We start from the raw sequence: 26,884 nt of genomic DNA, 5'->3' as shown, positions 1-26,884 counted from the left end.
ATAGGGAGTCCCCCTCACCCCGGCCCTCTCCCCGGAGGGGAGAGGGGGAATTCGCCGCTACCGCCGCCGGCCTCGCCGCCGCGAGGATCGTCGCGATCGCGCCGGCCTCGCGGGAGTCCGCCAGTTCCTCCAGGCTCAGGCCCAGCTTGCGGCGCCAGTTGGGGTATTGGTCCACGGTGCCGGGCAGGTTCACCTGCTCCCGCTCCGCGGTCAGGTCGTCCAACTGGGCGATGGCGATGGTGGAATTCGTGCGGGCAAGGAAGGCGTGCACGGCGTGGCTGAGCGAGTCCTCGTAGGGGCTGTCGGCACCGAAGCTCGCGGGCAGGGGCAGGTTGGCGGCGGTCAGCGCTTCCAACAGGCGGCTGCGCTCCGTCCGGCGGCGGTCGCGTTGGCGGTCCGCCTCGCCCTCGGCGGGGTAGAGGCCCTTCTGCTCCTTCAGTTCGATGTCGTGCCCCTCCCACCAGCCGCGCAGCGTGGCGAGGTCGTGGCTGCCCACGGTGGCGAGCGCCATGTAGGGATAGTCGTCGGGGCCGACGAAGCCGCCGTCGGCGGTCCATTCGAAGAACACCACGCGGTAGCTCAGGACGCCGGCCTCCTCCATGCGTTCGCGGAAGCCTTCGGGCACGGTGCCCAGATCTTCCCCGACGACGAGGCAACGGTTGCGCTGGCTTTCCAGGGCCAGAATCCCGAGGAGGTCGTCCATCGGGTAGGCGACATACGCCCCTTCGGACGGCGGGTGCCCCTCCGGGATCCAGTAGACGTGCTGGAGCGCCATGGCGTGGTCGATGCGCAACGCGCCGGAGTGGCGCATGTTGGCGCGCACCAGCTCGATGAAGCGGGCGTAGCCCTCCTCCCGCAGGGCGTGCGGGTGGAAGGGCGGCAGGCCCCAGTCCTGGCCGGCGGGGTTGAACAGGTCGGGCGGGGCGCCGACATGGGCGGCGGATACGACCACATGGGGCGCCGCCCAGGTCTCCGCCCCCGCGCTGTCCGCTCCGACGGCAAGGTCGCGGTAGAAGCCGACGGCCATGCCGCGCTCCCGCGTGCGTTCCGTCGCGGCCTTCAGCTGCGCGTCGGCCACCCATTGCAGCCAGACGAAGAAGTCGATGCGCTCCCGGTGCTCCTCCGTGAAGCGGCGCACGGCGTCGGAGGCGGGGTCGCGGAACTCCGCAGGCCACCGGCGCCAGTCGGGCTTGCCGACCTCGGCGAAATGCTCGCGGAGCGCCTGGAAGGTGCAGAAGCGCTCCAGCGCTTCCCCCATTTCGACGCGGTAGGCGGAGAAGGCGGTCCAGCGGTCGGCGCCGCTGTGCTCCTGGAACTGGGCGAACAGCCGCTCCAGAATCGGCAGCTTCAGCGCCGCCACCGCCGCGTAATCGACCAGCGGGGCCGCATCGGCCGCCTGCACGGCCTTGGTGAAGTCCTCCGACGCGACCCGCGCGCGGGCCTCCTCGCAGGCCATCAGCTCCGGCACGGCCATCACGTCGATGTAGAGCGGGTTCAGGAACAGCCGGCTGGCGGGGGAGTAGGGGCTGGCCTGCTCCGGCTGGTCGAGGAACAGGGCGTGCAGCGGGTTCAGCCCGACGATGCCCGCCCCGCGCGCCGCCGCCATGTCGGCCACGCTGATCAGGTCGCCGAAGTCGCCGATGCCCCAGTCCCCCGCGCAGCGCAGGGAGAAGAGCTGCACCGACAGCCCCCAGATGCGCTCCCCCATCTGGAGCGGCACCGGCAGATGGCAGCGGTCGGGCGCGGCGATCACCGTCGTCTCCGCCCGCAGCCCGTCGCTTTCCAGCAGCAGCCGGTGGTAACCGGGTGCCGGAGCGTCGCCGAGGCCGAGGCGGCGCACCTCCACGCACCGCCCGTCCAGCATCGCCTTGCGGATCAGCGGCAGGTCGCCGAACAGGGCGGCGTCGGTGCGCACCTCCCCGCTTTCCAGGGCGAGCGTCCAGCGAAGCTCGCCGCTGCCCTCCGGCAGGGTGACGGGCACGGTGAAGGTCGGGCGGTCGATGCGCTGGACCACCACCGGCGGCAGGGGCCGCGACAGCTCCGCCCGGTCGAGGTCGGACAGGGCGCGCGTGGCGGCGTCCTCGTCCGGGGCATCCACCTCCATGACCTTCAGCAGGGCGCGCACGGTGTCCTCCGACGCCCGCACCGTCTCGCCGGCCGCGTTGGTGTAGCTCGTCTCGACGCCCATGCGCTCGGCAAGGCGGTCGAGCGTCGTGGTCTCCTCGATGGACCAGACGACCGACCATGCGCCCAGCGCGCCGTCGCGGATGCCCTCGCCCTCCGTCCACAGGACGCGGCCGGGCGGGTCGCTCATGCCCGGCACATGGGTGTCGGACAGGTTGGCACGCAGGTGCAGGCGGCTGCCGTCGCCGAGGCGCCAGCACACCCGCACCCCGCGCCCGCCGATCACCTCATGGGTGGCGGCGCCGCCCGGCGCGCCCTCCAGCCGAGGCGCGATCTCCGTCCGGCGAAGCGCCAGGATGCGGCGGTACCAGTCCAGCCATTCGGCGTGGCCAGGCTTGTCGCGGTTCTCCCAGTCCAGCTTGGCGGACAGGTAGGTCGCCATGCCCGTGGGGTCGGGGATGCGGTCGCGGACGGCGGGGTCATGGAATTCGGGGAACTTGGCGAACTCCTCCCGGCGGCCGTTGCGGACGGCCTCGGCCAGCTCGTCCCCGAAGTCGCAGAAGAAGGGGAAGGGTTGGTCCGACGCCCATTCCTCGCCCATGAACAGCATCGGGATGCCCGGCCCCAGCAGGGTGAGCGCGGCCGCCGCCCGTACGGCCTTCGGCTTGGCGACGCGCGTGATGCGGTCGCCGAAGGCGCGGTTGCCGATCTGGTCATGGTTCTGGATGAAGTTGACGAAGGCTGTGGTCGGCAGATGCGCCGAAGGCTCCCCGCGTGCCCCGCCGCCCCGGTAGGAGGAGGCGTGGCCCTGGAAGGCGAAGCCCTCCGCCAGGGCGCGGGCCAGCTTCACCGCGTCGCCCGCGTAGTCGGCGTAATAGCCGCTGGCCTCGCCCGACGCCATGCTGTGCAGGCAATGGTGCAGGTCGTCGTTCCACTGCGCGGTGTGCCAGCGCGGGTCGCCCTCCGGGTGGCGGTCCAGCAGGTGGGCCTCGTTCTCGTCATTCTCCAGGACGAGGTGGACCAGCCGCTTGCCGCGCACCAGATCGTGCACCCGCTCGGCCAGCTCCTGAAGGAACAGCCGGTCACTGTCGTCGATGATGGCGTGGACCGCGTCGAAGCGCAGCCCGTCCATGTGGAACTCTTCGATCCAGTAGAGCGTGTTGTGGATGAAGTAGTCGCGCACCGTGGCATTGCGCGGCCCGTCCACGTTGATGGCGTCGCCCCAGGGCGTCTTGTGCCGGTCGGTGAAGAAGGCGCCGGCGTAGGCGTTGAGGTAATTCCCCTCCGGCCCGAAGTGGTTGTAGACCACGTCCAGGAAGACCATCAGCCCCTTGGCGTGGGCGGCGTCGATCAGCGCCTTCAGATCCTCCGGCCGGCCATAGGCGGCGTCGGGCGCGAAGGGCAGCACCCCGTCGTAGCCCCAGTTCCGGTTGCCGGGGAAGTCGGCCACCGGCATCAGCTCGATGGCCGTGACGCCCAGCTCCACCAGATAATCCAGCCGGTCGATGGCGGCCCGGAAGGTGCCGTCGGGGGTGAAGGTGCCCACGTGCAGCTCGTACAGCACCGTCTCGTGCCAGGGGCGCCCGGCCCAGCCCTCGTCCGTCCAGCGGAAGGTGGTGGGGTCGATCACCTCGCTCGGCCCGTGCACGTCCTCCGGCTGGTGGCGGGAGGCGGGGTCGGGCACCTTGGCGCCGTTCTCCAGCTCGAACAGGTAGCGGGTGCCGGGCTGGGCCTGGGCGGTGGTCCATTCGAACCAGCCGTCGCCCCGTCGCCCCATGGGCAGGATCCCCTGCGTGTCCTCCAGCCGCAGGGTGACGTGCTCGGCACTCGGCGCCCACAGGGCGAAGCGGACGGAGCCGTCGGGCAGAACCTGTGCGCCGAAGGGCATGGCGTGGGCGCGCGCGGTCCCGGTGCGGGTGCCGCCAGGGGAAGCCTGTCCGACCGGGCCGGACACTCGGTCGGCCACGTCCGGCCCGGCGTCGGCGCCCAGGATGCCGATGACGCCGGCCAGCGGGATCGCCACCCAGTCCGGCCGGTTCGCCAGCTCGTACCCGATCTCGTAGAAGGCCTTTTCCAGCAGGAAGAGTTTCAAAAGCTGCGAGGCGATGTTCGGATCGCCGGGATAGCCCGGACAATCCCCGATGCCCTCCCGATAGCCGGCGACGAAAGCCGAGGACGCCTCCCCCTCCCACCAGGCGAGCCAGGACTCGCGGGCGGAACGCGCGGTTTCGTCCAAATCGTCCGGCAAGGCGTTGCGCGCGGTCGCGGCGGCGTAGGCGACGGAGCGCAGCATGCCCGCCACGTCGCGCAGGATGCAGTGCTTGGCCCGCCGCTCGGCCAGCGGGCGCATGGGCTCGCCCTCGAAATCGACGATGTAGACGTCGTCCTTGGCGGCCAGAACCTGACCCAGGTGATAGTCGCCGTGCAGGCGCATGGCGCACAGGTCGGCCGACGCCGGGGTCAGCGCCGCAATCTGCTGCATCACCGTTTCCTCGCTGCGGGTCAGCGAGGCGCCGTAGACGGCGATGGCCTCGTCCAGCGTCGGCAGCGCGTCCCGCAACTGGCCCAGCACGCGGCGGGCCAGGGCCCGCACGCCCTCGGCCCAGTCGGACAGGTGGTCGGCGGTCACCGGCTCCGGCGTGAAGGCCGCGTCGTCGCTGGGGGTGGCGAGCGCCCGGTGCAGTTCCGCCGTGCGGCGGCCGAGCCGGCGCATGAAGGCCATCAGCGCGATGTCGTCGGCTTGGTCGTCGAAGCGCCGGACGCGCTCGACCAGTCGGCCGGTGACGTGGCTCCAGGCGTCCTCGCAGTCGGGGATCAGGGCTTGCAGGACGCACAGCGCGGCCGTCTGGCCATCCCCGGACCTTTCCACCCAGCCCAGCAGCGGCGGCGTGTTGCGGAAGTTCGCGACCTCCGTCAGGAAGCGGCTGACCTCCAGTTCCGGATGGATGCCGGGCTCCAGCTTGCGCAGGCCCTTCAGGATGGCCGTGTCGCCGACGCGGATGGAGGTGTTGGACTGCTCCACCCCCGCCCAGCGCAACGGCGCGCCGCTGTCCAGCGCCGTTTCAAAGTCGGCGAAGGCGCGACTGCGGCCGAAGCGCAGGCCGCCGCTCTGGGTGCCGTCCTTTTGGGTGCCGCCCTTGCGGATGCTGTCCAGCAGGGCGCGCACCACCTCCTCGTCGCCGTAGCCATCGCGCAGACTGCCCGCCCAGGGAAGCTCGTCGGGGCCGGCGATGGTGAAGGGGTCGTCCGGGTCGGTCCGCCCACTGCGGTCGAGGACGAGGGGAAGCTGGTAAAGCTGCGGCTCCCGCCCCGGAGGCTCCACCCGCAGCAGGCAGAGCTGGGCGGACCCGGACGCCAGCGGCAGGGGCAGGGCGTCGACGATGCGGACACCGGGGATGCCGGCGTCCTTCGCGGCGTACCAGCGCCGGCCGGCGAGGAAGCCCGGCAGCAGGTCGTCCTGCAGCAGGGACAAGGCCTCGCCCTCGATCGGGCCGGGAAAGGCTTTTTGTTTCGGCGCGGTCGGCAAGACACGTCTCCGGTGTTGAGCGGCTCGGCTTCGCACAACAACGGTGGAGACGCGGTGTTCCTCTCGCCCGTCCTCTTGGGATTAGCCGTCCGACAGGCGCGGGTGGTGCGGTAAACGCCCCAGGCGCCCAATCCGTTCCGCCAACTGCAACGCCTCGACCACATCGTCCAGACGCCCGCACTGCATCAGCGTGTGGGCGTGGGTGTTCAGCGCGGCCACCACCGCGCGCTCGTCGGTCACGCCGTCGGCGGGCTGGCCGTTGCGGTCCAGGATGACGGCGCCCAGCGCGGCCAGAGCCTCCGCCGACAGGTTGACGGCCTCCAGCACGGCGTCGTCATCCTCCTCGGCGGCGTTCAGCACGGGCTCCAGAAGCTCGGCGAGCAGACGGGGATTCATGAGCGTGCTCCTGACGGCGGGCGCGCCTAGTGGCGTCCTTCCTGTGAAACACCCGAGAGGGCTCCGAGTGCCGCTTCGGCCAGACGGGCGTGCGCGGCGGCGGTCGGGTGGACGCTGTCCCAGAACAGGAAGCGGTCCGGGTCGCGGCATCCGTTCGCAAGGCAGGGATCGGTCACGTTCGCGAATCCCGCCGCCGCCGGGTCGGCCAGCACCTCCTGCAACAGTGCCCAGACGTCCAGACGGTGCAGGCGGATGTGCAGGCGCTGCTCCACGTCGTCCAGGCTGCGCGCCAGCACCTGATTGTAGCCGACCGACACCATGGTGGCGATCTGCGCGGCACCGGGGCCGTATTGGCGGATGGCCGGCACGCGGCCGAGATCCGGCAGGTTGGGCACCAGGAACTCCCGCGCGCCGGCCTTGGCGAGGTCGGCGACGATGATGCCCAGCGTGCCCGCCGCCCCGGCCAGCGCCCCCCACGGATCCGGCGCCCCGACCGCCGCGCGCAGGTCGTTGCCGCCGCCGTAGACGACGTAGAGCGCGTCCGGGTCGGCCTTCCGGCGGGTCCGGCTGAGATAGGTGTCCACCTGGTTGCGCAGGCTGGGGGCGCGCAGGCTGGTCGGCCCGGCGCTGCCGACGGTGCGCGCGCCGCCGACGGCATAGTTGGTCCCGCCGGCGGAAGAGGCGGTCAGGCGCGTCCCCAGCCGTTCGGCCAGACGCTCCACCCAGACCGGGCCGTTGGAGAAGCGGCCCATCCCGGCGTTGCCGGTGTCCGACAGGCTGTCGCCGAAGACGACGAGGCCGCTGACCGGCGCTGCTGAAGATGGAGAAGACAAAAACGACATGACGAGCAATCCCGCGATGACGAATCCGGCGCGAACAGTCATGACCGGAACACTTTCTGCGATGCGCGCCCAGTATTCCGCCAACCGGGGATCGGCGGGATTTGCTGGCGCGAGGGCTCTCCAAATAGGAATGCCTCGCAGGGCGGGCAAGCCGCCGCGTCGTCAACTGCACGGGAGGTAGAAGAGAGGGCTTACGCCTCCAGCACGGATTCGACCTCGGACAGGTCGCTCAGGCGGCGGGCCAGCTTGTCCGTGCACTGGATTTCCAGGATGCCGAAGCCCGCGTTGGGGGCGATCGCGTGCAGGTCGCCGGCCATGCCGTTCTGGCTGGCGAAGCGCTTGACGCGCTCGACCATGGCGTCGCGCTCCGGCCGGCCGGGGCGCAGGCCGGGCAGGGGACGGGTGAACAGCAGCTTGTAGCGTTTGAACATGGCGTGCGCCATGGCGGGTCCCGGCGATGATGGACGGTCCGCCCGGATGTGGCACGTCCACCCCGGCGGGCGCAAGCCCTCCCGTGTTCCTTCAAGACATCATGGCAAGCCGCCATGGCAAACCGTCATGGAACTCTTTGCGGCCCTTTGAGTTTCCTGGGTATGCCGCAACGCAGCATGAGCTTTCCGTGATGCGGCATAAGCTGCACGAGGAGAGAGACCATGACCATCGCGCAACTGATCCAGGCGGCGCCGGCCAAGGCGAACGAGCTGTTCGTCAAGCTTGCCGAAACCTCCTCGCGCGCCGTGAAGACGCGCGAGCGGCTGCTGGCCGAGCTTCGGGACGAGATCGACCTTCAGATCCGCCTTGAGCAGGAACGGCTGTTCCCGGCGCTCCGCCGCCACAAGGAATTGAAGGATCTCGTCACCGACGCCGCCGCCGACACCAGGCAGGCCCGCGCCCTGCTGGACGAACTGGAGGCCATGCCCAAGGACGACGATGCCTTTGCCGACAAGGTCGTCGAACTGCGCCGCGTGTTCCAGCAGCACATCCGCGACGAACGCAAGGAACTGCTGCCCGCCATCCGCAAGGTGCTGAGCGACGAGGAAGCCCAAGCCGTGGCCGACCGCATCGACGCCCGCCGGTCGGAGATCGAGGAGGAACGGAACCGGGAGCCCGAGCCGGAACAGCCGCCACAGCAGAAGCCGGCGGCCAAGGCCGAACCCGAAGGCCCCACGACCCGTCAGGCGAGCGCTGCCATCGCCCAGGCGGCCGGCCGCGCGGTCGAACAGGCCCCGCGTGTCGCGGAAAAGGCGACGGAGAGCGCCGCGCAGGTGGCAGCGGCTTTCGCCCGCACTGGTGCCCGGAAGACGGCCGAGACGGCGGTTGAAACCGCGGTCGAAACGGGCAGCCAATCCGCGCGGCAGGCCTTCGGTACGGCCCGTTCGCTGGCGACCCCGCTGGCGACTCCGATGATCGACGGTTTTGAAACGCTGGCCTTGATCCCCGGCGTCGCCGCATCGGCCACGACGGAGGCCAGCCGCGTCTGGGCCGACTGGTTCGACCGGACGGTGCGGCTGGGTCTTCACGGCGCGCAGGATCTTGCCCGGACGCCCACGTTGATCCATGCGGCGGAACTGCACCGCCATCTGATGGGCGAATCGATGCGGGCGTGGTTCGACACCAGTTCCCGCCTGATGACCATCGCCCTGCACGCCTCCCGCGACATGCTGGCCCCCATCGAACGCCAGACGCAACGCATGAAGGACGCGGACCGGTCGCGGTGATGCCGCGCCCTCTCTCCCCCGGTCGTGGGGGAGAGAGGGCCGGGCTCACGCGGCCTTCTGCGGCTGCGCCATCTGCGAGCGGACGTGGTCGCAGGCTTGGTTGACCTCGCGGGTGAAGGTATCGTAATCGACCTGAAGGCCGTTCAGATAGGTGCTCCAGCCCGCGCAGGTCTTGGCGTAGTGAACGGCGGCTTCAATCTCGGCGTCAGTCGCGCCGAACAGCTTGGCGAGCGCCGTGTGATAGAAGGTGCAGTAACGGCACTTCGTCACGGCGGCGATGCCGAGCCCGATCAGCTCCCGGTATTTCTGGGGAACCGGCCCGTCATCGACCTGGATGGTCTTGAACAGGCGCCATTCCGCTTCGATCGTGGTGTCGGGAAGTTCCTTGAAGAAGCTGGGGACGAGCCCGAAAACCTGCTCGATCTCCCGATAGACGCTCTGGCGATCCATGTGTCCCTCCCTCTGGTCGAGGCGAGGGCATGCCAACCCATGCGGGAGGCACGTCCACGTCGATGTTCGCCAGTATGCGCCGTGCCGCCTGCAAAAGAAGCGTGAATTCGTATACTCATCTCTTCGCGTCGGAGTCTTGCCCTCCTTTGGAATAGGACTGGCCGGCGCTGGTCAGGACTGCAACAGGGTCGGCAGAAGGCTGCACGCGCTGAAGAACAGGGCGGCGCTCATGAACTTCCAATAGGCGACGTTGCGATACCAGGCGAGGTCGTCGGGCTGCACGCGGCTCGCGCGCTGGACGGCGGTCACGGCGTTGGCATTCAGGATCCTCATCACGCGATCTCCTTCACAGATCCAAGCGCGAGGTTACCCCTGCAACGATGGGTGCGCCGTGAGCGAGGTCAAAACCCCGCACCGCTCGCCGTGACAAAGTCGGGGCCGGAAATAAGGGAGTAGGGGGCACACGGACGGGGCCCGGCGCAGTTACTGGTTCAGAAGCGATGGAGATGCGCCATGCAGGAACAGCTCCGCACCGCGGGTCCCGTCCCGCACACGCCCCACAAGCCGCTTTACCGGCACCTGTATTTCCAGGTCCTCTGCGCGATCGTCATCGGCATCGCGCTGGGCTACTTCGACCCCGGGCTGGCGCAGCGCATGAAGCCGTTCGGCGACGGATTCGTGAAGCTGATCAAGATGATGATCGCGCCCATCATCTTCTGCACGGTCGTGCACGGCATCGCCAGCATGGACGACATGAAGGCGGTCGGGCGCGTCGGCGTGAAGGCGCTGGTCTATTTCGAGGCGCTGACCACCGCGGCGCTCGTCATCGGGCTGGTCATCGTCAACCTGTGGAAGCCCGGCGTCGGCATGAACGTCGACCCCTCCACGCTCGACACCAAGGCGATCCAGACCTACACCCAGGCGGCGGAGAAGACGGGCGGGGTCGACTACGTCCTGCACATCATCCCGGACACGGTCGTCGGCGCCTTCGCCGAAGGCGAAATCCTCCAGGTGCTGCTGTTCGCCGTGCTGTTCGCCTTCGGCATCCATTTCCTGGGCGAGCGCGGCCGGCCGCTGCTGCATGTGATCGACCTGACCTCGGCGGCGCTGTTCAAGGTCGTGGGCATCATCATGCGGGTGGCGCCGCTGGGCGCCTTCGGCGCGATGGCCTTCACCATCGGCAAGTACGGGCTGGGCACGCTGCTGTCGCTGGGCAAGCTGATGGCCGGCTTCTACGCCACCTGCCTGCTGTTCGTCTTCGTGGTGCTGGGGACCGTCGCGTGGCTGACCGGGTTCAGCATCTTCCGCTTCATCCGCTACATCAAGGAGGAGCTGCTGATCGTGCTCGGCACCTCCTCGTCGGAATCGGTGCTGCCACGGATGATGGCGAAGCTGGAGAATCTCGGCTGCGACAAGTCGGTGGTCGGGCTGGTCATTCCCACCGGCTACTCCTTCAACCTGGACGGCACCTGCATCTACCTGACCATGGCCGCCATCTTCCTGGCGCAGGCGACCAACACGCCGCTGACGCTGGGGCATCAATTGGGGATCATCGCGGTGCTGCTGCTGACCTCCAAGGGGGCGGCGGGCGTGACGGGCAGCGGCTTCATCGTCCTGGCCGCCACGCTGGCGTCCGTCGGCACCATCCCCGTCGCCAGCATCGCACTGATCCTGGGCGTGGACCGCTTCATGTCGGAAGCCCGCGCGCTGACCAATCTGGTGGGCAACGGGGTGGCGACCATCGTCGTGGCGAAGTGGGAAAACGCCCTGGACGTGCAGCGGATGCGCAGCCACCTGGACCATGAGACGGAGGAGGAAGCCGACACCCCCGAAGACGCCATGGCCGAGCGGGAGGCCCGCTGATCCGGTCCTCTTACCCGGCGTTTTTGTCGGGTAAGCCATTCGATCATTGCAAAGCTTACGCTTTTGTCGCCACCGGGATGACGCTGGTAGATTGGAGACTGAACATTCGATAACCAACAAAATCGAGGGGAAGCGCTTCATGAAGCGTCGTTCGTTCCTGACCACCGCCGGCGTCGGCGTGGCCGCCAGCACGCTGGCCGCGCCCGCCATCGCCCAGTCGGCCCCGGAAATCCGGTGGCGCCTGGCCTCCAGCTTCCCCAAGAGCCTGGACACCATCTATGGCGCCGCCGACGTGATCGCCCGGCGCGTGGCCGCGATCACCGACAACAAGTTCCAGATTCGCCCCTTCGCGGCGGGTGAACTCGTCCCCGGCCTGCAGGTGCTGGACGCCGTGCAGAACGGCACCGTGGAGTGCGGCCACACCGCCAGCTACTACTATGTCGGCAAGGATCCGACCTTCACCTTCGACGCGACGGTGCCGTTCGGCCTGAACGCCCGCCAGCAGAACGCCTGGATCTTCCAGGGCGGCGGCATGGAGCTGCTGCGCGACTTCTTCAAGGACTACAACGTCGTCAACTTCCCCGCCGGCAACACCGGCGTGCAGATGGGCGGCTGGTTCCGCAAGGAGATCAAGACCGTCGACGACCTGAAGGGCCTGAAGTTCCGCATCGGCGGCTTCGCCGGGCAGGTGCTGACCAAGCTGGGCGTGGTGCCGCAGCAGATCGCCGGCGGCGACATCTACCCCTCGCTGGAAAAGGGCACCATCGACGCGGCGGAGTGGATCGGCCCCTACGACGACGAGAAGCTGGGCTTCAACAAGGTCGCCAAGTACTACTATTACCCCGGCTGGTGGGAAGGCGGGCTGAACGTCTCGCTCTACGTCAACCAGCAGCAGTGGGACCAGCTGCCCAAGCCCTATCAGGCGGCGCTGGAGGCGGCCTGCCACGAGGCGCTCACCATCATGAACGCCAAGTACGACGCGGAGAACCCGGCGGCCCTGCGCCGTCTGGTGGCGGGCGGCGCCCTGTTGAAGCCCTTCCCGCGCGAGGTGATGGAGGCCTGCTACAAGGCTGCCTACGAGCTGTACGACGAGACGGCGAAGACCAACCCGAAGTTCGCCAAGATGTACGAGCCCTGGAAGAAGTTCCGCGACGACGAATACCTGTGGTTCCGCGTCGGCGAGAACAGCTTCGACAACTTCGCCTTCACCGCCGGGCAGCGGCGCGGCTGACGGTCCGGTGCGGCGCCCCGGCGCCGCACCGTCCTTCTTACATGGTTACGGCGTGGTCGTGCGGGCCTCGGCCGTTACCTTCTGGGACAGGCGCTTCAGTTCCAGCGACGCGCGGTCGGCGATGCGTTGGGCGCTGACCAGCGCGTCGGTCAGGTCGCCGACGTCGGGCGCGATTTCCCCGGCCGCGTCGGACATCTCGTCCAGCGCCTTCACCGCGGTGTCGATCAAGCGGATGACCAGCCCCGCGGGGCCGTCGGCGTTGTCGTACCCAGCCATTCCCACATCTCGATTGCGCAAGCTTCCCGAACGACACCCCGGGAAGTGTCCAGTCCTGCCCGGAAAAGTGCAAGGTGCTTTGTTGCGCCGCACAACAAGAAGGGTGGCCGATGCCTACGCCGGGTCGCCGTCGGTCGGGCCGTCATCGAAGCCGTATTCGACAAGCTCTTCGAAGCTGCGGGGCTGGACGATGTCGGCGATGGTTCCCAGGATGTCCGCCACCTGCGTGTAGAAGAACTGCATCTGTCGCAGCCGGTCGTTGCCACGCTGGCCCAGCACCGCCGCGCCATGCGCGCGGGCGCGGCCGTCCAGATCGTCGTATTCGGTTTTCCAGTGGATGGCCCAATCGGCCCAATCCCTGGGATCCCAGATCTTTGTTTTTTCAAGGGCATAGACGCGCACCCGGTCGAGAAAGGCGTCGCCCTTCATCTGGCTGGTCCGCCAAATCTCGCTGAGTTCGAACATGCAATGGGGCGAGCGCAGATACTTGTCGCTGAGGATGACGAAGACGCGGTCGCCCTCGCCGATCCGCCGCATGAAGCTGGAGATGCTGTCGCCCAGGCCCAGCACCTCCTTGTCACGCAGGATCACATGGCCGCACGCCGCGGCGGCGGCGCAAAGGTCGTCCACGATCTTTTCCCGCTTCCGGCCTTCGGGCGTTTTGTCGCCCCAGGCGTAGGACACGTACCATTCCGGTTCCTTCGGCTTTTCCTGGCCGAAAGTCATGGTTTGAGACTCCTTCATGCTGTGGGCCGTGCTGCTGCGCTCCACCGCCTCGGGCCGCAGGCCGAAGCGGGCTTGCGCGGATTCCACCAGTTTCACCAGCCGGTCCAACTGCTCCGCCGCCTGTCCCCGCTGGGTCCGGATGCGGATCTCGCCCCGCCACGGCCCGCTCATCGTCTGCTCGATCATCACCCGGCTGCCGCTGGTCGTCTCCGACCCGCACAGGCCGCCCTGCCAATAGAGGGCGTCCGCACCGGCCATCTCGCCCACCTCCGCCATGATCGCCCGGATCAGTCCGCCATGCAGCATCGGATAGCGGAACACCGCCGTCTCGCCCGCCCGGTCGTCGTCCCATCGCCCGGCAATCCCGCCGGAGACGGCGGCGCGGTTCGGCAGCAGGTCGGGCGCGATGTATTCCTCCACCCTGTCCGTGCCGTCCTCGAAGGTCCGGTGCCGGAAACAGATGCCGCAGGACCGCATCATGCTGATGAACAGGGTCTGGTCGTCCTGGCTGTAGTCCCGCCAGACCAGCCGCCCGAGCAGCGGGAGGGTGAAGCGGCCGTTCGCGCGGCGGATCTCCGTCAGCGCGCCGCGGTCACGCTCGAACACGGCGTAGATCGCTTCCAGCGCCCAATCCTGGTCGAGCACGATATGGTCGTGGAACAAGCCCGGCCGGTGAAACACCGTGCCCTCGGCGTCCAGATAGGTCAGCAGATGTCGGGGGGAGGACACGCCCCCTTCCTCCGCGCAGATGGCCTCGAACGCGGCCATGGACAGCAGGCGGTGGCGGCGTTGGTCGCGGGGCAGGGCCATGTCGTCCTCCCGCATCTTTTCCAGCCGCTGCTGCACTTTCAGGCGGCCGATGCCGACCAGAGGCTGCCCGATGCGTTCCGGCGCGCGCAGCCACGTCGCGGCGTCCCCCAGCGCTTCCTTCAGCGCCTCCCGCCCTCGGCCGGTCATGGCGCTGACGTTCAGTGGTTTGCAATAGGGCAGATCGTCCAGCAACACGTCCGGGACCGGCGGGCGCCGGGCGTCGTGCTCCGGCCGGTCGCATTTGCTCTGCACGACCAGCACCGGGCTGGCGGGGTGGCCTTGGTGGCGCGCCACGTCGATCCAATAGGCCAGGGGCTGATTGCGGAACTCCAGCCCGCCATAGCTGTGGGTTTCCTGCCGTTCGGTCTCCTCGGCCCAGACCACCGCCAGAATGGCCGGGCTGTTCAGGAAAAGGGCATGGGCGCCGTGGTAAATGTCTTGACCACCAAAATCCCAGATGCGAAGCCGCACCTCCCTCTCGCCCGGCAGGAGCGCCTCGCCGATTTGAATGCCATGGGTGGAATTCCAGACCGGGTCGAATTCTTGCCCGGCCAGCCAGCGCGCGATCTGCGTCTTTCCCGCGCATCCGTTGCCAAGCAGCAGGAGCTTGACGCCCGGCACCACCGCCGCACCCGCCCCGAGATCGGCGAAATGAGCCCGGATCCGGTCCAGGCAGTTGTCGGCAATGTTTGTCGAGAGCACTCCGGTCGGCGGTATTCCGGCCACCGCGCCCAGGTGCAGCACCAGTGTGGTGAGCGAGGGATGGTTCAGCAGATCCGCTGGCAAGGATCGCAACCGACAACCCGAGCAGTCGATGTGCTGGAGTCCAGTGATGCTGGCGAGCGGCGCGAGGTCGCTGACCTGGGTGCCCGAGCAGTCGATGTGCTGGAGCCCAGTGATGCCGGCGAGTGGTGCGAGGTCGCTGACCTGGGTGCGCGAGCAGTCGATGTGCTGGAGCCCAGTGATGCTGGCGAGCGGTGCGAGGTCGCTGACCTGGGTGCGCGAGCAGTCGATGTGCTGGAGCCCAGTGATGCTGGCGAGCGGCGCGAGGTCGCTGACCTGGGTGCCCCAGCAGTCGATGTGCTGGAGCCCAGTGATGCTGGCGAGCGGTGCGAGGTCGTTGACCCGGGTGCCCGAGCAGAAGATGTTCTGGAGCCCAGTGATGCCGGCGAGCGGCGCGAGGTCGCTGACCTGGGTGCCCGAGCAGTCGATGTGCTGGAGCCCAGTGACGCTGGCGAGCGGTGCGAGGTCGCTGACCTGGGTGCCCGAGCAGTCGATGTGCTGGAGCCCAGTGATGCTGGCGAGCGGTGCGAGGTCGTTGACCCGGGTGCCCGAGCAGTTGATGTTCTGGAGCCCAGTGATGCTGGCGAGCGGCGCGAGGTCGCTGACCTGGGTGTGCGAGCAGAAGATGTTCTGGAGCCCAGTGATGCTGGCGAGCGGCGCGAGGTCGTTGACCCGGGTGCCCGAGCAGAAGATGTTCTGGAGCCCAGTGATGCCGGCGAGCGGCGCGAGGTCGCTGACCCGGGTAGCCGAGCAGTTGATGTGCTGGAGCCCAGTGACGCTGGCGAGCGGCGCGAGGTCGTTGACCCGGGTGCCCGAGCAGTAGATGTTCTGGAGCCCAGTGACGCTGGCGAGCGGTGCGAGGTCGCTGACCTGGGTGTGCGAGCAGTCGATGTGCTGGAGCCCAGTGACGCTGGCGAGCGGTGCGAGGTCGCTGACCCGGGTGTGCGAGCAGTCGATGTGCTGGAGCCCAGTGATGCTGGCGAGCGGCGCGAGATCGCTGACCTGGGTGCCCGAGCAGTCGATGTGCTGGAGCCCAGTGATGCTGGCGAGCGGCGCGAGGTCGTTGACCCGGGTGCCCGAGCAGTAGATGTGCTGGAGCCCAGTGACGCTGGCGAGCGGCGCGAGGTCGCTGACCCGGGTGCCCGAGCAGTCGATGTGCTGGAGCCCATTGACGCTGGCGAGCGGTGCGAGGTCGTTGACCTCGGTATCCGAGCAGTCAAGGTGTTGAAGAGATCTCAAGAATTGGATCGGTTCAAGGTTGCTGAGGTCAGTTCCTTTTACCAATAGGGTCTTGAGCAGGGGCAGTGACGCCAACTCCCCACATTGCGCATCGACGCGGCTGGCTCTCCAATAATCTCCCCAATACTCACCCCATCCAAGATTGAGCACCCGGAGGTGCTTCAGGTCGAACAGGGCCTCGGGGATCGTTTCAAGTCCAAGCTCGCTCAGATCGAGCGTGCCTGTGCGCCGTTCGGCCTCCTCGGCAATGCGCTGAAGCGCGATTTCCATAGGAGAAGAGATTCCGGACTGCGCAGCGGCCATTGCGTTCACCAAGGGAAAGGCTGACGCAATCATCTATATGGAGCGGGAAAGGCGATGTAAATCACCGCGCGCATCGCCGGCAGCGTCCTCTTCGAACCGTTGCCGGGCGTCGTGTCGTGGCGGCCGGGCATAGCGGATTCCGGTCTCCGCAAAACCACAGGCGGCAGAATGGCGACGGGTTTGGCCGACGCCATTGCCTCAGATCACGGCCCGCATGTCGAACAGCCACAGTTCAGGCAGGGCCGAGGTGTTCCCGCAGGCGTTGCCGGACCAACGCTTCAGGGGAGCATCCGCTGTTGGGTCTTGGCACGCGGCCGGCCGGTGGGCAGTATGAACCCAACGCGTCCGAAGCAACGAGGCTTACCCACCATGTCGCAACCGTCGCAACCGTTCCATGTGATTGTCGCCGAAGATGACGCGGTCGTGGCGGTGACCGTCGCCGAAGCGCTGGAGGCTCTCGGCTATCGCGTGACGATCGGACGCAACGGGTTCGACGCCATCAAGATCGATCAGGCCGATCCCGCTGATGTCCTCATCACGGACATCCGGATGCCGCATGTGGACGGAACGACCCTGATCAGCCGCATGCGGGAGCTGCGTCCCGAACTGCCGATCCTGGTGACGTCCGGCTGCACCGAGCAGCTGCCCGAGGAAGAGCCGGGACAGCTTGCCGTCGTCCCGAAGCCCTTCACCGAAGACGCGATCATCCGGAACGTGAAGGCCCTGCTGGGAGTCCAGTAGGGCTCGGACGACGCGGTCCCCGTTTCCCCGGACCGCGCCGATCAGCTGTGGATCCCGGGCGCTTCCTGCCCGGTGCGCGCCACATACTCCGTGTAGCCGCCGCCATACTGGTGAATGCCCTCCGGCGTCAGCTCCAGCACCCGGTTGGACAGCTTCGCCAGGAAATGGCGGTCGTGCGACACGAACAGCATGGTGCCCTCGTAGGCGTCCAGCGCCGTGATGAGCATTTGCTTGGTGTCGAGGTCGAGGTGGTTGGTCGGCTCGTCGAGCACCAGGAAGTTCGGCGGGTTGAACAGCATGGTCGCCATCACGAGCCGGGCCTTTTCGCCACCGGACAGGACGCGGCACTTCTTTTCCACGTCGTCGCCGGAGAATCCGAAGCAGCCGGCCAGCGCGCGGAGCGATCCCTGACTGGCATGCGGGAAGGATGCCTCCAGCGATTCGAACACCGTCTTCTCGCCGTCGAGAAGTTCCATCGCGTGCTGGGAGAAATAGCCCATCCGGACGCTGCCTCCGACGGCGACGGTCCCGGCGTCCGGTTCGGCGGCACCGGCCACCAGCTTCAGCAGCGTCGACTTGCCGGCCCCGTTGACGCCCATGACGCACCAGCGCTCTTTCCGGCGGATGGTGAGGTCGAGCCCCTGATAGATGGTCCGGCTGCCATAGCCCTTGTGGACGTTTTTCAGGACCGCCACATCCTCGCCCGAGCGCGGGGCCGGCGGAAAGTCGAACGTCACCAGCTGGCGGCGCTTCGGCGGCTCGAACCGCTCGATCTTGTCCAGCTTCTTCACCCGGCTTTGAACCTGACTGGCGTGCGAGGCCCGGGCCTTGAAGCGCTCGATGAACTTCAGTTCCTTCGCCAGCATGGCCTGCTGGCGTTCGTATTGCGCCTGCTGCTGCTTCTCGTTCAACGCCCGCTGCTGCTCGTAGAAGGCGTAATCGCCGGAGTAGCTGGTCAGCGATCCTCCGTCGATCTCGATGATCTTCGTGACGATGCGGTTCATGAACTCGCGGTCGTGCGAGGTCATCAGAAGGGCGCCCTCAAAGCCCTTCAGGAATCCCTCCAGCCAGATCAGGCTTTCGATGTCCAGATGGTTGCTCGGCTCGTCGAGGAGCATGACGTCGGGCCGCATGAGCAGGATGCGGGCGAGCGCCACGCGCATCTTCCAGCCGCCGGACAGAGCCCCCACGTCCTTGTCCATCATCTCCTGGCTGAAGCTGAGCCCGGCGAGCACTTCCCGCGCCCGCCCCTCCAGCTCGTAGCCGCCCAGCTCCTCGAAGCGGGCCTGCACCTCGCCATAGCGCTCGATGATCGAATCCATGTCGTCGGCGCGGTCGGGATCGGCCATGGCCGCTTCGAGGCTCGCCAACTCCGCCGCCACGGTGCTGACCGGGCCAGCTCCGTTCATGACTTCCGCGACCGCCGATCGGCCGGACATTTCGCCGACGTCCTGGTTGAAATAGCCGATCGAAACCTGCTTCTCGATCGCCACCTGACCAGTGTCCGGCAAATCCTCGCCGGTGATCATCCGGAACAGTGTCGTCTTGCCCGCGCCGTTGGGACCAACGAGACCGATCTTTTCGCCCCTGTTCAGTGCCGCGGAAGCTTCCAGAAAAAGAATTCGGTGGCCATTCTGCTTGCTGACGTTATCGAAGCGAATCATGTGCGACTGGGTTCCCGTGGCGTTGCGGGCTCCTTATGCCACAGGATGGGCGATGTGATGGAGTCCTGATCGACAGGCCGGCGAAAAGCTTTCTCCCGCACCGGATTGCACAGGGCGTTGCGGCTCCCGCGGGCAGGCTCTTGTGGGCAAAAAGCGGTCGGCCGCATCCCGGCCGACCGCTGCCGCAGACACACGGACAAAGACGTGATCGGTTACTGCGGTGCCGGATAAACCGTTGAGGGGTTGGTCAGCGTGTCGGTTCGCGTCCGCGATCCTTTCCCGCTGTTGCCCATATGGTTGATCCCGGCCGAACCTCCCGCTGTGGGCGACTGGTCCAGCCGTGCACCGGAGCTGCCCGACATCCGACGCTGCGACCCGGTGTCCAACGCCGCCAGCGTATCGCGGTCAGGCCGGCCCGTCGCGGTCAAGCCGTGCGCCTGCTGGTACTCCCGCAAAGCGCGCTGGGTGCTCGGCCCCCACTTCCCATCGACCCTGACATCATAACCGGCACTGTTCAGAGCACGTTGGACGTGCTGGACCTCGGTTCGGCTCATCGTTGAGGAGCGGGCGTCGGCCGCGCCCGCCGCCAGCACCATTCCAACAGCCAACATCACGGCCGACACATTCCGCAGTCGCATGTCATCCTCCCAAAAGCTCTTTCAGGGATGACCGCCTTCCCGAAGGACATGACGATCTCCTCTAGTGAGTTATGTGGATGGTCGGATATGGCAGCGGCTCTCCTTCGGCGTACCCTATGTGCGTTGATCACACCACGACGTTGCATCCGCCAAGCCGAGACCTGCTCGTCCGATCGACGGCCATTCCCGCTCAGTCATACGCGGTCCGAAAAATTCGGACCGCTGCGTTCACACGCCACGCAGGCTTCGGCCCTTGCGGGCCGCGGCCACCGTCGTGGCCGATACCATGTTCGAAAGGTCAGAACTTTTCGAACATGGTATCAGCACCCGGCATATGCCGGGCGAGCGCGGCCTCAAGGAGGCGGGGCGTGACCGGCTTCTGGAGAAGCCCAAGGCCGTGTGACGTGGCATCGTTCTGTGGTTCCGGGCCGATTTCGCCGGTCACGATGATTCCGGGAACGTCGCGTCCGCACATCTCACGGACGCGCACGACAACGTCCGTCCCGACCTTTCCCGCACGCAGGCGGTAGTCGACGATCAGGATGTCGGGCCGCAGTCCTGTCTCCTTCAGGTGTTCCAGCGCCCGATCCGCCGACTCCGCAGCCACAACGTCGAAATCCCATTCGCGGAGAATGGTCTCAAGAGCCATCAGCACGATCTTGTCGTCGTCCACCACAACCGCGAGCCTCCGGTGCTGGCCATGGACCGGAGCCGGCTCCGCCGGAGCGGGAGGAAGCGCCCCTGTTTCCGCCGCTACGTCCGCCGGCACCGCGAGTGGCACGGCGATGCTGAACACCGAACCACCGGTCGGACGGGAGTGAACGTCAACGGGGTGATCCAGAAGCTTCGACAGACGCCGCACAATGGCAAGTCCCAGCCCCAGCCCCTGGCTGCGATCCCGCTCGGAGTTTCCGACCTGGTGGAACTCGTCGAAGATGCGGCCGAGTTGGTCCATCGGTATGCCACAGCCGGTGTCCTGGACCTCGATCAGCAGGCGGTCCGCCTGGACGATGCCGTCGATCAAAATCCGGCCGCGCTCCGTGTAGCGGATGGCGTTCTCGACCAGATTGCGCAGCATGCGGCCGAGCAGCACGCGGTCGCTGCAGACCGTCGCGTCGCATGGCGTGACCTGCCATTCCAGCCCTTTGCCGCGCGCGATCGGCGCGTAGGCATCGTCCAGCGGTTCCAGCACCTCCGACGCGCGGAACACTTCGAACTGCGGCGCCACAATGCCAGCGTCGAGTTGGGAGATGTCGAGCAGGCTGTCGAGCAACTCCTTCAGGACATCGAGGCCATGCTGCAAGCTGTCCAGCCGGTCCCGCCCGGTCGTACCCACCAGATGCGGCCGAAGCGCCTCGGCGAACAGGAGAATCGATTGCAGAGGCTGGCGCAGGTCGTGGCTGGCCGCCGCCAGGAAGCGGCTCTTCGACCGGTCAGCCTCTTCCGCCGCCTCCTTGGCGCGGTGAATGTCGTGGATGTCCACCGCACCGCCGAACCAGGCGACGATGTGATCCTCCTGGCGGATGGGGTGGGTGCGGCTGAGGTGCCATCGGTAGGCCCCGTCCGCTCGCCGCAAACGCAACTCGTACTCGTGCGGCTCGCCCGCGGCAATGGCGTGTGCGCGCACTCGCTGGATGCGCGCGACATCGTCCGGATGAAGGTCGTTCATGCGCGTGGCCTCGGTCGTCTCGCGGCCGGTGTAGGTGCGGAAAGCCGCGTTGACGAACTCCAGGGTGCCGTCGGGCCGGTTCACCCACATCTTCTGCGGCGCGCTCTCGACGAGGGCGCGGTACCGGGCCTCGCTGGCCTGGAGCGCGGCGGCGGTGGCCTGTTTGGCGCGCGTCTGGGCGTCGAGATCCTCGGCCATGCGGTCGAATGCCCGACCCAGCAAGCCCAACTCGGAGCCGTCGTCCGGCAGGCGGGCGCGCGCGGAGAGGTCGCCCGCGCGCCAGCGCCGGGTTGCGGCGACCAGCGCCTCCACCGGCCGGTGGACGTAATGTTTGGTGAGCAGGAACACCGCGACCACGCTGAGCAGGAGCGCGGCCAGGGTCGACAGAAGGGAGCGTTGCAGCGCCTCGTCGCTGCCGGCCATGGCGGCTTCGCGGTCGATGCCGATCGCCACGAAGATGTGGCGAACGCCGGCGGCGAGCGGCACATAGGCGAACACCCGCTCGGTCCCGTCGATGCCGGACAGTTCGGCGGTGCCGACCGCGCCCGCGTCGAGCAGTGGGCGAAAGCGGTCGGGGAGCACGGTACCGATCACGCCGGGCATCTCCGGCGCGCGGGCGAGGACGACGCCGTTGCTGTCGGCTACGAGCACTGCGGCATTGGGCGGAAGCGGGTGGTCGGCAAGATAGCTTGCGAGCCATCCCAGATCGATCAGCACGGTGACGACGCCGACCAGCGAACCGTCGTCCTGGCGGATGGGCAGACCGAACGGCATCGCAGGCACGTCGCTCGGCCGTCGCCGGATGAACTCGCCGACGGTGAAGGTGCCGCTCTCCAGCGCCGCCTGGACGTGCGCCCGATCGGCGATCGTCAACCCCGCCAGAGCCGTGTCCGTGGAGCAAAGAATGACGCCGTCCCGGCTTGCGAGATTGATCGTCAGATAGTGCGGGATCCGCCGACGCGTCCGCTCCAGAAGTTCCTGGCATTGGACCGCATCGAGATCCCGTGCGGCCCGTGTCTCGGCCAGCAACGAGAGCATTTGCCGGACACCCTCCACCAGCCGCTGCTGCTCGCCGCCAAGCAGGCCAAGGAGCTGCAAGGCCGTGCCGCGGATTTCCTCCTCGCGGTCGCGGCGGAAGTCGAACTGATTCCAAACCTCCAGGGCGGCGATCGGTGCGAGGGCGAGCAGAACGAGCAGGAGCAGGCGGACCAGAATGCTCATGGACGCCCACCCTTCGCGCCGATGTTCCGGCGCTTGCCACCGTGCCCGCGCTTCGCTGCCCCGTTCCGAGACTGTTGGGCCCGAGGCTGTTGGGCCGCTGCTTTGGCAACCATGTTCTTGTCCCGGATGGATCAAGAACAAGAGCAACACAGACCGTGCTGCATGGTTACGCTTGCGACGACGAGGCAGACCGGAACAGGCGCGGCGGGCTTGTGGATCAGCTTAGGATTTGGGTGCCGGTCGGCGTGGCGAAGGATGGAACGAGCGCGTCGTCATGGATCGTTGCGGCCGTGGGCCACACGAAACCAATGCTCCGCGTGCTGACGGCAATTCTCGGCTTCGATGGAATCGCCGGACCGCTCGGCATCGCTGGCACGGGCAAGCCATTGAGCGTGCTTTTGTTCGGCCGAACCGTTCACCTTCGAGCGCGCTCGCGCCGGAGTCCCCTGCGGGGCTTGCTGTTGGGCCGCTTTGCCGAACCGCGGCTGCCGACGGGCCCGACCGTTCGCCGGGTTGTCAAAAGGCATGGAATATCGTCCTCGGGTGGTCTGCGGGCCACGATCAGGAGAGAGGAATTGCTCTCTGAAGCTTATTCCCGGCGCTCTTGCGTCGCGCCGGAGAAGGCCCGAAAAGCTTCGGCGACATCATTCATGACTTGCGGGAAGAACGCAACACGGCCGACAAGCAGACCGTCGTTGATCGGTGTGGGCTGGGGCAAAACGCGAGGCGTCGGGGGCGATTTGCCGGTATCCCGTTCGTCCGCACGCGGAGGCTCATAGAAATGGAGCGCGAGTTGCCCATCAGGTTCGGCGGCGTAGGGGCGCCCGGGCACGGTCCGGCGCTCCGCACCGGGAAGAACATACTGGTCGCCTTGCGCGGTCCGTTCCATCAGCGGCATCCAAGACACCCCCGTCGCCAATCACAGTCCCGCCCAACCTAACAGATTTCGGCCGATCCGCCGTGGGAATTCTGGTGGGAATTCTGGTGGGAATTCTCTGTCAGCCTTCGAACGAAGGGACCTCCTGCCGTTTCCCGGTGCTCGCGTCTTCCGCCGGGGGCGCCCATAGCGTCCTCCTGAAGGAGTTCTCGCCACAGGTACCGCCCAGGCGGAAGCGACCAACAACCGGCGCGTGGTTTGCCTGAGCCAGCCCTGAATGGCCCAGTCAGCGGTTCATGCGGGCCAGCACACGATCGACCATGACCCCCGACTGCCCCAGGTAATTGGCCGGATCGCAGAGCTTGGCCAATTCGGCGCGGCTGAGACACGCGCTGATTTCCGGCGTCTCCGCCAGGAGGTCGAGCAACGGCCGGTTCTGCCGCACCGCCTCGCGGCAGAGGTCGTAGACGAGGTCGTGGGCATACTCGCGGCCGATGTGGCGGCCAAGCCCCATCATCACCGCCTCGGACGCCACCAGCCCGTTGGTCATCTCCAGGTTGGCGCGCATCCGCTCGGCATCGACCTCCAGGCCGCTCACCACGGATCGCGCCTGCTTCAGGGCGCCAGCCAGCAGGCAGAACGCCTCCGGCAGGACGATCCACTCGATCTCCCACGGACCCGTCGAACGCTCGTGATCGGCCACCATGGCGTCGAGCAGGGCTGCCGTGTGCTGGCGCACCACGGAGATCGCCGCGTGGATGTAGCAGCTGGAGATCGGGTTGCGCTTTTGCGGCATGGTGCTGCTCGACCCGCGGCCGTGCGCGTAGGGCTCGTAGACCTCGCCGACCTCGGTCTGCATCATCAGCTTCACGTCCATCGACAGCTTGCCGAGCGTGCCGCCGATCAGGCCCAGGAAGCAGCCGACCTCGGCGATGGTGTCGCGGATGGTGTGCCAGGCGATCACCGGCTGGGCGAGGCCCAGTTCCTCCATCAGGCCGGCCTGCGTCTCCATGGCGCCGTGCTCCAGGGAGGCCAGCGTGCCGGCCGCGCCGGCGAACTCGCCCATCAGCACGCGTGGGCGGAGCTGCGCCAGCCGCTCGCGATGGCGTTCGACCGCCGACAACAGCCCAGCCATCTTGTAGCCGAAGGTCACCGGCACCGCCTGCTGGAGGTTGCTGCGGCCGATCATCGGCGTGTCCCGGTGGCGCTTGGCCAGATCCGCCAGGGCCGCCGACAGCGCCGCCAAGTCCTCGTCGATGATGTCCAGCGCCTCGCGCATCTGCAGGACCGTCGCCGTGTCGGTGATGTCCTGCGTGGTGGCGCCCCAGTGGCAGTATTCGCCGAGCCGGCCACGGCAGAGCGCGTTGAGCTGCGAGACGACGCCCAGCACGGGGTAGCCGATGCGCTCCGTCTGGGCCTTCAGCGTCGCCATGTCGATCTTGTCGAGGGAGCAGTTGGCGACGATCTCGTCGGCCGCTTCCTGCGGGATGATGCCCAGGCGGCCCTGGACGCGGGCGAGGGCGGCCTCAATGTCCAGGTACTTGCGCGTGCGGTTCTCGTCCGACCAGACCGCGCGCATGGCCTGGGTGCTGAACATGTCGCCGAAAATGGCGGAGTCGATGATCGTGGACGGCATGATTCGGGTCCTCCCAAAATTGGTTCTCGGTTCGGGGCGCGGCTCAGATCGCCTTTTCGCTGCGCAACTGGGCGATGTCGCCGGAGGCATAGCCCAGGTCCGCGAGGATGCGATCCGTGTGCTGGCCGAGCGCCGGCACCGGGTCCATGCGCGCATCCTCATGCGCGCCATTGCCACTCGCCACGCCCGGCGGCAGCAGGGCCGGCACCGGACCGTTCTGGGTCTCCACCGTGCGCCAGCGGTTGCGGGCCGCCAGTTGCGGGTGCTTCCAGACGTCCTGCATGCTGTTGGCCTGGGCGTTGGCGATGTTTGCGGCCTCCAGCCGGGCGACCACCTCCTCGGCGGTCAGGTCGGCGAAAGCCGCGACGATGATCGCGCGCAATTCGTCGCGCGCCGCGTTGCGGCGGGAGTTGCTGGAAAAGCGCTCCTCCCGCGCCAGTTCGGGGCGCTTCAGGACCGTGTCGCAGAAAGCCGCCCATTCGCGCTCATTCTGGAGGCCGAGCAGCACCGTCTTGCCGTCGCCGGCCGGAAACGGGCCGTAGGGGTAGATGGTGGCGTGACTGGCGCCGGTGCGGGCCGGCGGCGGCGCGCCGTCGAAGGCGTAGTAGAGCGGGTAGCTCATCCACTCCACCAGCGATTCCAGCATGGAGACGTCGATGCGGCAGCCCCGGCCGGTCTGCTGGCGTTGCAGGAGCGCCGCCAGGATATTGCTGTAGGCGTACATGCCGGCGGAGATGTCGGCGATGGAGGGGCCGGCCTTGGAGGGTGTTTCCGGCGTGCCGGTCACCGACAGGAAGCCGGACTCGCCCTGGATCAGCAGGTCGTAAGCCTTCTTGTCCCGGTACGGGCCATCGCCGCCGTAGCCGGAAATGTCGCAGACGATGATCCCCGGCTTCTCGGCGGACAGCGCCTCGTAGGACAGGCCGAGGCGGGCGGCGGCACCAGGGGCCAGATTCTGCACAACCACGTCGGCCTGTTCGTGGATCAGGCGCTTGAGGATCGCCTGCGCCTCCGGGTGCTTGACGTCGAGCGTCAAGCTTTCCTTCGAGCGGTTGGTCCACACGAAGTGCGAGGCGACACCGCGCACCCGCTCGTCGTAGCCGCGGGCGAAGTCGCCGACGCCGGGACGTTCCACCTTGATGACGCGGGCGCCGAGGTCGGCGAGCTGGCGCGTCGCGAAGGGGGCAGCGATGGCGTGTTCCAGGGTGACGACGGTGATTCCAGCGAGGGGTTTCATGTTGGTCGGTTTCATAGGGGGCGTCCTCACTTCAGCACCGCGGTGGCGTCCATGGTCAGCCAGCCCTCGTGGTCCTTGGCCCACAGGTGGACCGTCTTGCCGTCCGCTTGCGGCGTGCCGCACACCGAAAAGGGGTTGATGTCGAAGGTCGGCCGCACCGCCTTGAAGCTGTAGGAGGCGACCTCGGCCTCCGGCCGCTGGTGGCGCAGCAGGTCGAGCAGCAGGGTGGCGATCAGCGGGCCGTGCACGATCAGCCCCGGATAGCCTTCTGTCTCCGTCACGTAGCGCCGGTCGTAGTGGATGCGGTGGCCGTTGAACGTCAGCGCGGAGTAGCGGAACAGCAGCACGTCGTCGGGAACCCAGCGCTTCTCCCAGGCCGCGTCCGCCGGCGCCGGCCGGGGCTCCGGCGGCACATCGTCCGGGCTGGCGGCCTCGCGGTAGACGATGTCGTGAAACTCGGTCAGCGCCACCTCGGTCTCGCCGGTGCGGCGGATCTCGTGGCGGACCTTGACGAAGACCAGCGGGCCGGTGCGCCCGGACTTCTCGGTCACGTCATGGATGGTCGAGGTCCGGGTCAGGGCGTCGCCGACGCGCAGGGGGCTGTGGAATTCGAACTGGCTGCCGGCCCACATCCGGCGGGGCAGCGGCACCGGGGGCAGGAAGCCGCCGCGCTTGGCGTGGCCGTCCGGCCCGATTTCCGACTGGCGGTGCAGCGGCAGGAAGTACAGCCAGTGCCACAGCGGCGGGAGCGGGGTGCCGACCGGGGGACGCTCGGCGGGCCGGTCCAGCGTGGCCGACAGCGCGGCGTAGGGGGTGGGGGTGGCGGTGTCGGACACGGTCTCGGTTCGGCCGATCCAGTCCTTGGTGTTCAGGGTGGGGGCGTTCAGGGTGGGGGCGTTCATGGTGGCGTCCTT

The 26,884-nt window shown here is 67.8% G+C and carries 20 protein-coding genes; 4 read left to right on the top strand and 16 right to left on the bottom strand.

From position 1 onward, the window contains the following. The 4 genes from treZ to ACSVC7_RS27695 all read right to left on the bottom strand — a co-directional run. On the bottom strand, positions 1–5,650 hold a 5,650-nt coding region (gene treZ, locus ACSVC7_RS27710; protein WP_483508905.1), incomplete at its 3' end, for a malto-oligosyltrehalose trehalohydrolase. Between the two features lie 81 nt (positions 5,651–5,731). After that, positions 5,732–6,046, bottom strand: coding sequence for a hypothetical protein (locus ACSVC7_RS27705; protein ID WP_448206340.1), 315 nt, complete (start codon positions 6,044–6,046; stop codon positions 5,732–5,734). Between the two features lie 26 nt (positions 6,047–6,072). Beyond that, the gene (locus ACSVC7_RS27700; protein WP_448206341.1) at positions 6,073–6,888 is read right to left on the bottom strand and encodes an SGNH/GDSL hydrolase family protein; all 816 of its coding nucleotides are present in this window, start codon (positions 6,886–6,888) and stop codon (positions 6,073–6,075) included. A gap of 191 nt (positions 6,889–7,079) precedes the next feature. Next, positions 7,080–7,331, bottom strand: a complete 252-nt coding sequence (locus ACSVC7_RS27695) for a hypothetical protein (protein ID WP_448206342.1) — start codon at positions 7,329–7,331, stop codon at positions 7,080–7,082. A 210-nt stretch (positions 7,332–7,541) separates the two neighbouring features. Between ACSVC7_RS27695 and ACSVC7_RS27690 the strand changes: the two genes are divergently transcribed. Beyond that, positions 7,542–8,606, top strand: a complete 1,065-nt coding sequence (locus ACSVC7_RS27690) for a hemerythrin domain-containing protein (protein ID WP_448206343.1) — start codon at positions 7,542–7,544, stop codon at positions 8,604–8,606. Between the two features lie 45 nt (positions 8,607–8,651). Here ACSVC7_RS27690 and ACSVC7_RS27685 read toward each other — a convergent pair whose 3' ends face one another. Both ACSVC7_RS27685 and ACSVC7_RS27680 read right to left on the bottom strand, forming a co-directional pair. Further along, positions 8,652–9,056 carry a carboxymuconolactone decarboxylase family protein gene (locus ACSVC7_RS27685; protein ID WP_448206344.1) on the bottom strand — a complete coding sequence of 135 codons (405 nt, stop codon included), beginning with the start codon at positions 9,054–9,056 and terminating at the stop codon, positions 8,652–8,654. A gap of 171 nt (positions 9,057–9,227) precedes the next feature. Beyond that, on the bottom strand, positions 9,228–9,389 hold the full coding sequence (locus ACSVC7_RS27680) for a hypothetical protein (protein ID WP_448206345.1): 162 nt from the start codon (positions 9,387–9,389) through the stop codon (positions 9,228–9,230). Between the two features lie 180 nt (positions 9,390–9,569). On the opposite strand from ACSVC7_RS27680, the gene ACSVC7_RS27675 reads away from it, so the two are divergent. Together ACSVC7_RS27675 and ACSVC7_RS27670 are read left to right on the top strand one after the other, a co-directional pair. Next, positions 9,570–10,919, top strand: a complete 1,350-nt coding sequence (locus ACSVC7_RS27675; protein ID WP_448206346.1) for a dicarboxylate/amino acid:cation symporter — start codon at positions 9,570–9,572, stop codon at positions 10,917–10,919. A gap of 139 nt (positions 10,920–11,058) precedes the next feature. Further along, entirely contained in the window at positions 11,059–12,150 is a 1,092-nt protein-coding gene (locus ACSVC7_RS27670) for a TRAP transporter substrate-binding protein (RefSeq protein WP_448206347.1), read from the top strand. Between the two features lie 45 nt (positions 12,151–12,195). Here ACSVC7_RS27670 and ACSVC7_RS27665 read toward each other — a convergent pair whose 3' ends face one another. Both ACSVC7_RS27665 and ACSVC7_RS27660 read right to left on the bottom strand, forming a co-directional pair. Next, entirely contained in the window at positions 12,196–12,426 is a 231-nt protein-coding gene (locus tag ACSVC7_RS27665; RefSeq protein WP_448206348.1) for a hypothetical protein, read from the bottom strand. 114 nt (positions 12,427–12,540) lie between these two features. Continuing rightward, a complete protein-coding gene (locus tag ACSVC7_RS27660; protein ID WP_483508902.1) occupies positions 12,541–15,984 on the bottom strand; it encodes a COR domain-containing protein in 3,444 nt (1,147 codons plus the stop codon). A gap of 672 nt (positions 15,985–16,656) precedes the next feature. On the opposite strand from ACSVC7_RS27660, the gene ACSVC7_RS27655 reads away from it, so the two are divergent. Continuing rightward, the gene (locus ACSVC7_RS27655) at positions 16,657–17,028 is read left to right on the top strand and encodes a response regulator (protein ID WP_448206350.1); all 372 of its coding nucleotides are present in this window, start codon (positions 16,657–16,659) and stop codon (positions 17,026–17,028) included. 41 nt (positions 17,029–17,069) lie between these two features. On the opposite strand, the gene ACSVC7_RS27650 is transcribed toward ACSVC7_RS27655, so the two are convergent. The 8 genes from ACSVC7_RS27650 to ACSVC7_RS27615 form a co-directional block, all read right to left on the bottom strand. After that, on the bottom strand, positions 17,070–18,692 hold the full coding sequence (locus ACSVC7_RS27650; RefSeq protein ID WP_448206351.1) for an ABC-F family ATP-binding cassette domain-containing protein: 1,623 nt from the start codon (positions 18,690–18,692) through the stop codon (positions 17,070–17,072). 212 nt (positions 18,693–18,904) lie between these two features. After that, positions 18,905–19,330 (bottom strand): peptidoglycan-binding domain-containing protein, encoded by a 426-nt coding sequence (locus ACSVC7_RS27645; protein ID WP_448206352.1) that lies wholly within the window; start codon positions 19,328–19,330, stop codon positions 18,905–18,907. A gap of 298 nt (positions 19,331–19,628) precedes the next feature. Further along, positions 19,629–22,220 (bottom strand): ATP-binding protein, encoded by a 2,592-nt coding sequence (locus ACSVC7_RS27640; RefSeq protein WP_448206353.1) that lies wholly within the window; start codon positions 22,218–22,220, stop codon positions 19,629–19,631. Positions 22,221–22,492: 272 nt separating this feature from the next. Beyond that, positions 22,493–22,747 carry a DUF4167 domain-containing protein gene (locus ACSVC7_RS27635; RefSeq protein WP_448206354.1) on the bottom strand — a complete coding sequence of 85 codons (255 nt, stop codon included), beginning with the start codon at positions 22,745–22,747 and terminating at the stop codon, positions 22,493–22,495. A gap of 62 nt (positions 22,748–22,809) precedes the next feature. After that, positions 22,810–23,118 carry a hypothetical protein gene (locus ACSVC7_RS27630; protein ID WP_448206355.1) on the bottom strand — a complete coding sequence of 103 codons (309 nt, stop codon included), beginning with the start codon at positions 23,116–23,118 and terminating at the stop codon, positions 22,810–22,812. 265 nt (positions 23,119–23,383) lie between these two features. Further along, the gene (gene pcaB, locus ACSVC7_RS27625) at positions 23,384–24,733 is read right to left on the bottom strand and encodes a 3-carboxy-cis,cis-muconate cycloisomerase (RefSeq protein WP_448206356.1); all 1,350 of its coding nucleotides are present in this window, start codon (positions 24,731–24,733) and stop codon (positions 23,384–23,386) included. A 43-nt stretch (positions 24,734–24,776) separates the two neighbouring features. Then, positions 24,777–25,970 carry a CaiB/BaiF CoA transferase family protein gene (locus ACSVC7_RS27620; protein ID WP_448206357.1) on the bottom strand — a complete coding sequence of 398 codons (1,194 nt, stop codon included), beginning with the start codon at positions 25,968–25,970 and terminating at the stop codon, positions 24,777–24,779. Between the two features lie 26 nt (positions 25,971–25,996). Next, positions 25,997–26,872 (bottom strand): HTD2 family dehydratase, encoded by an 876-nt coding sequence (locus ACSVC7_RS27615; RefSeq protein WP_448206358.1) that lies wholly within the window; start codon positions 26,870–26,872, stop codon positions 25,997–25,999. Positions 26,873–26,884: the final 12 nt, after the last annotated feature.

This window comes from Azospirillum mesophilum (assembly GCF_053470405.2).
This window is presented reverse-complemented; position numbering and strand designations above follow the sequence as displayed.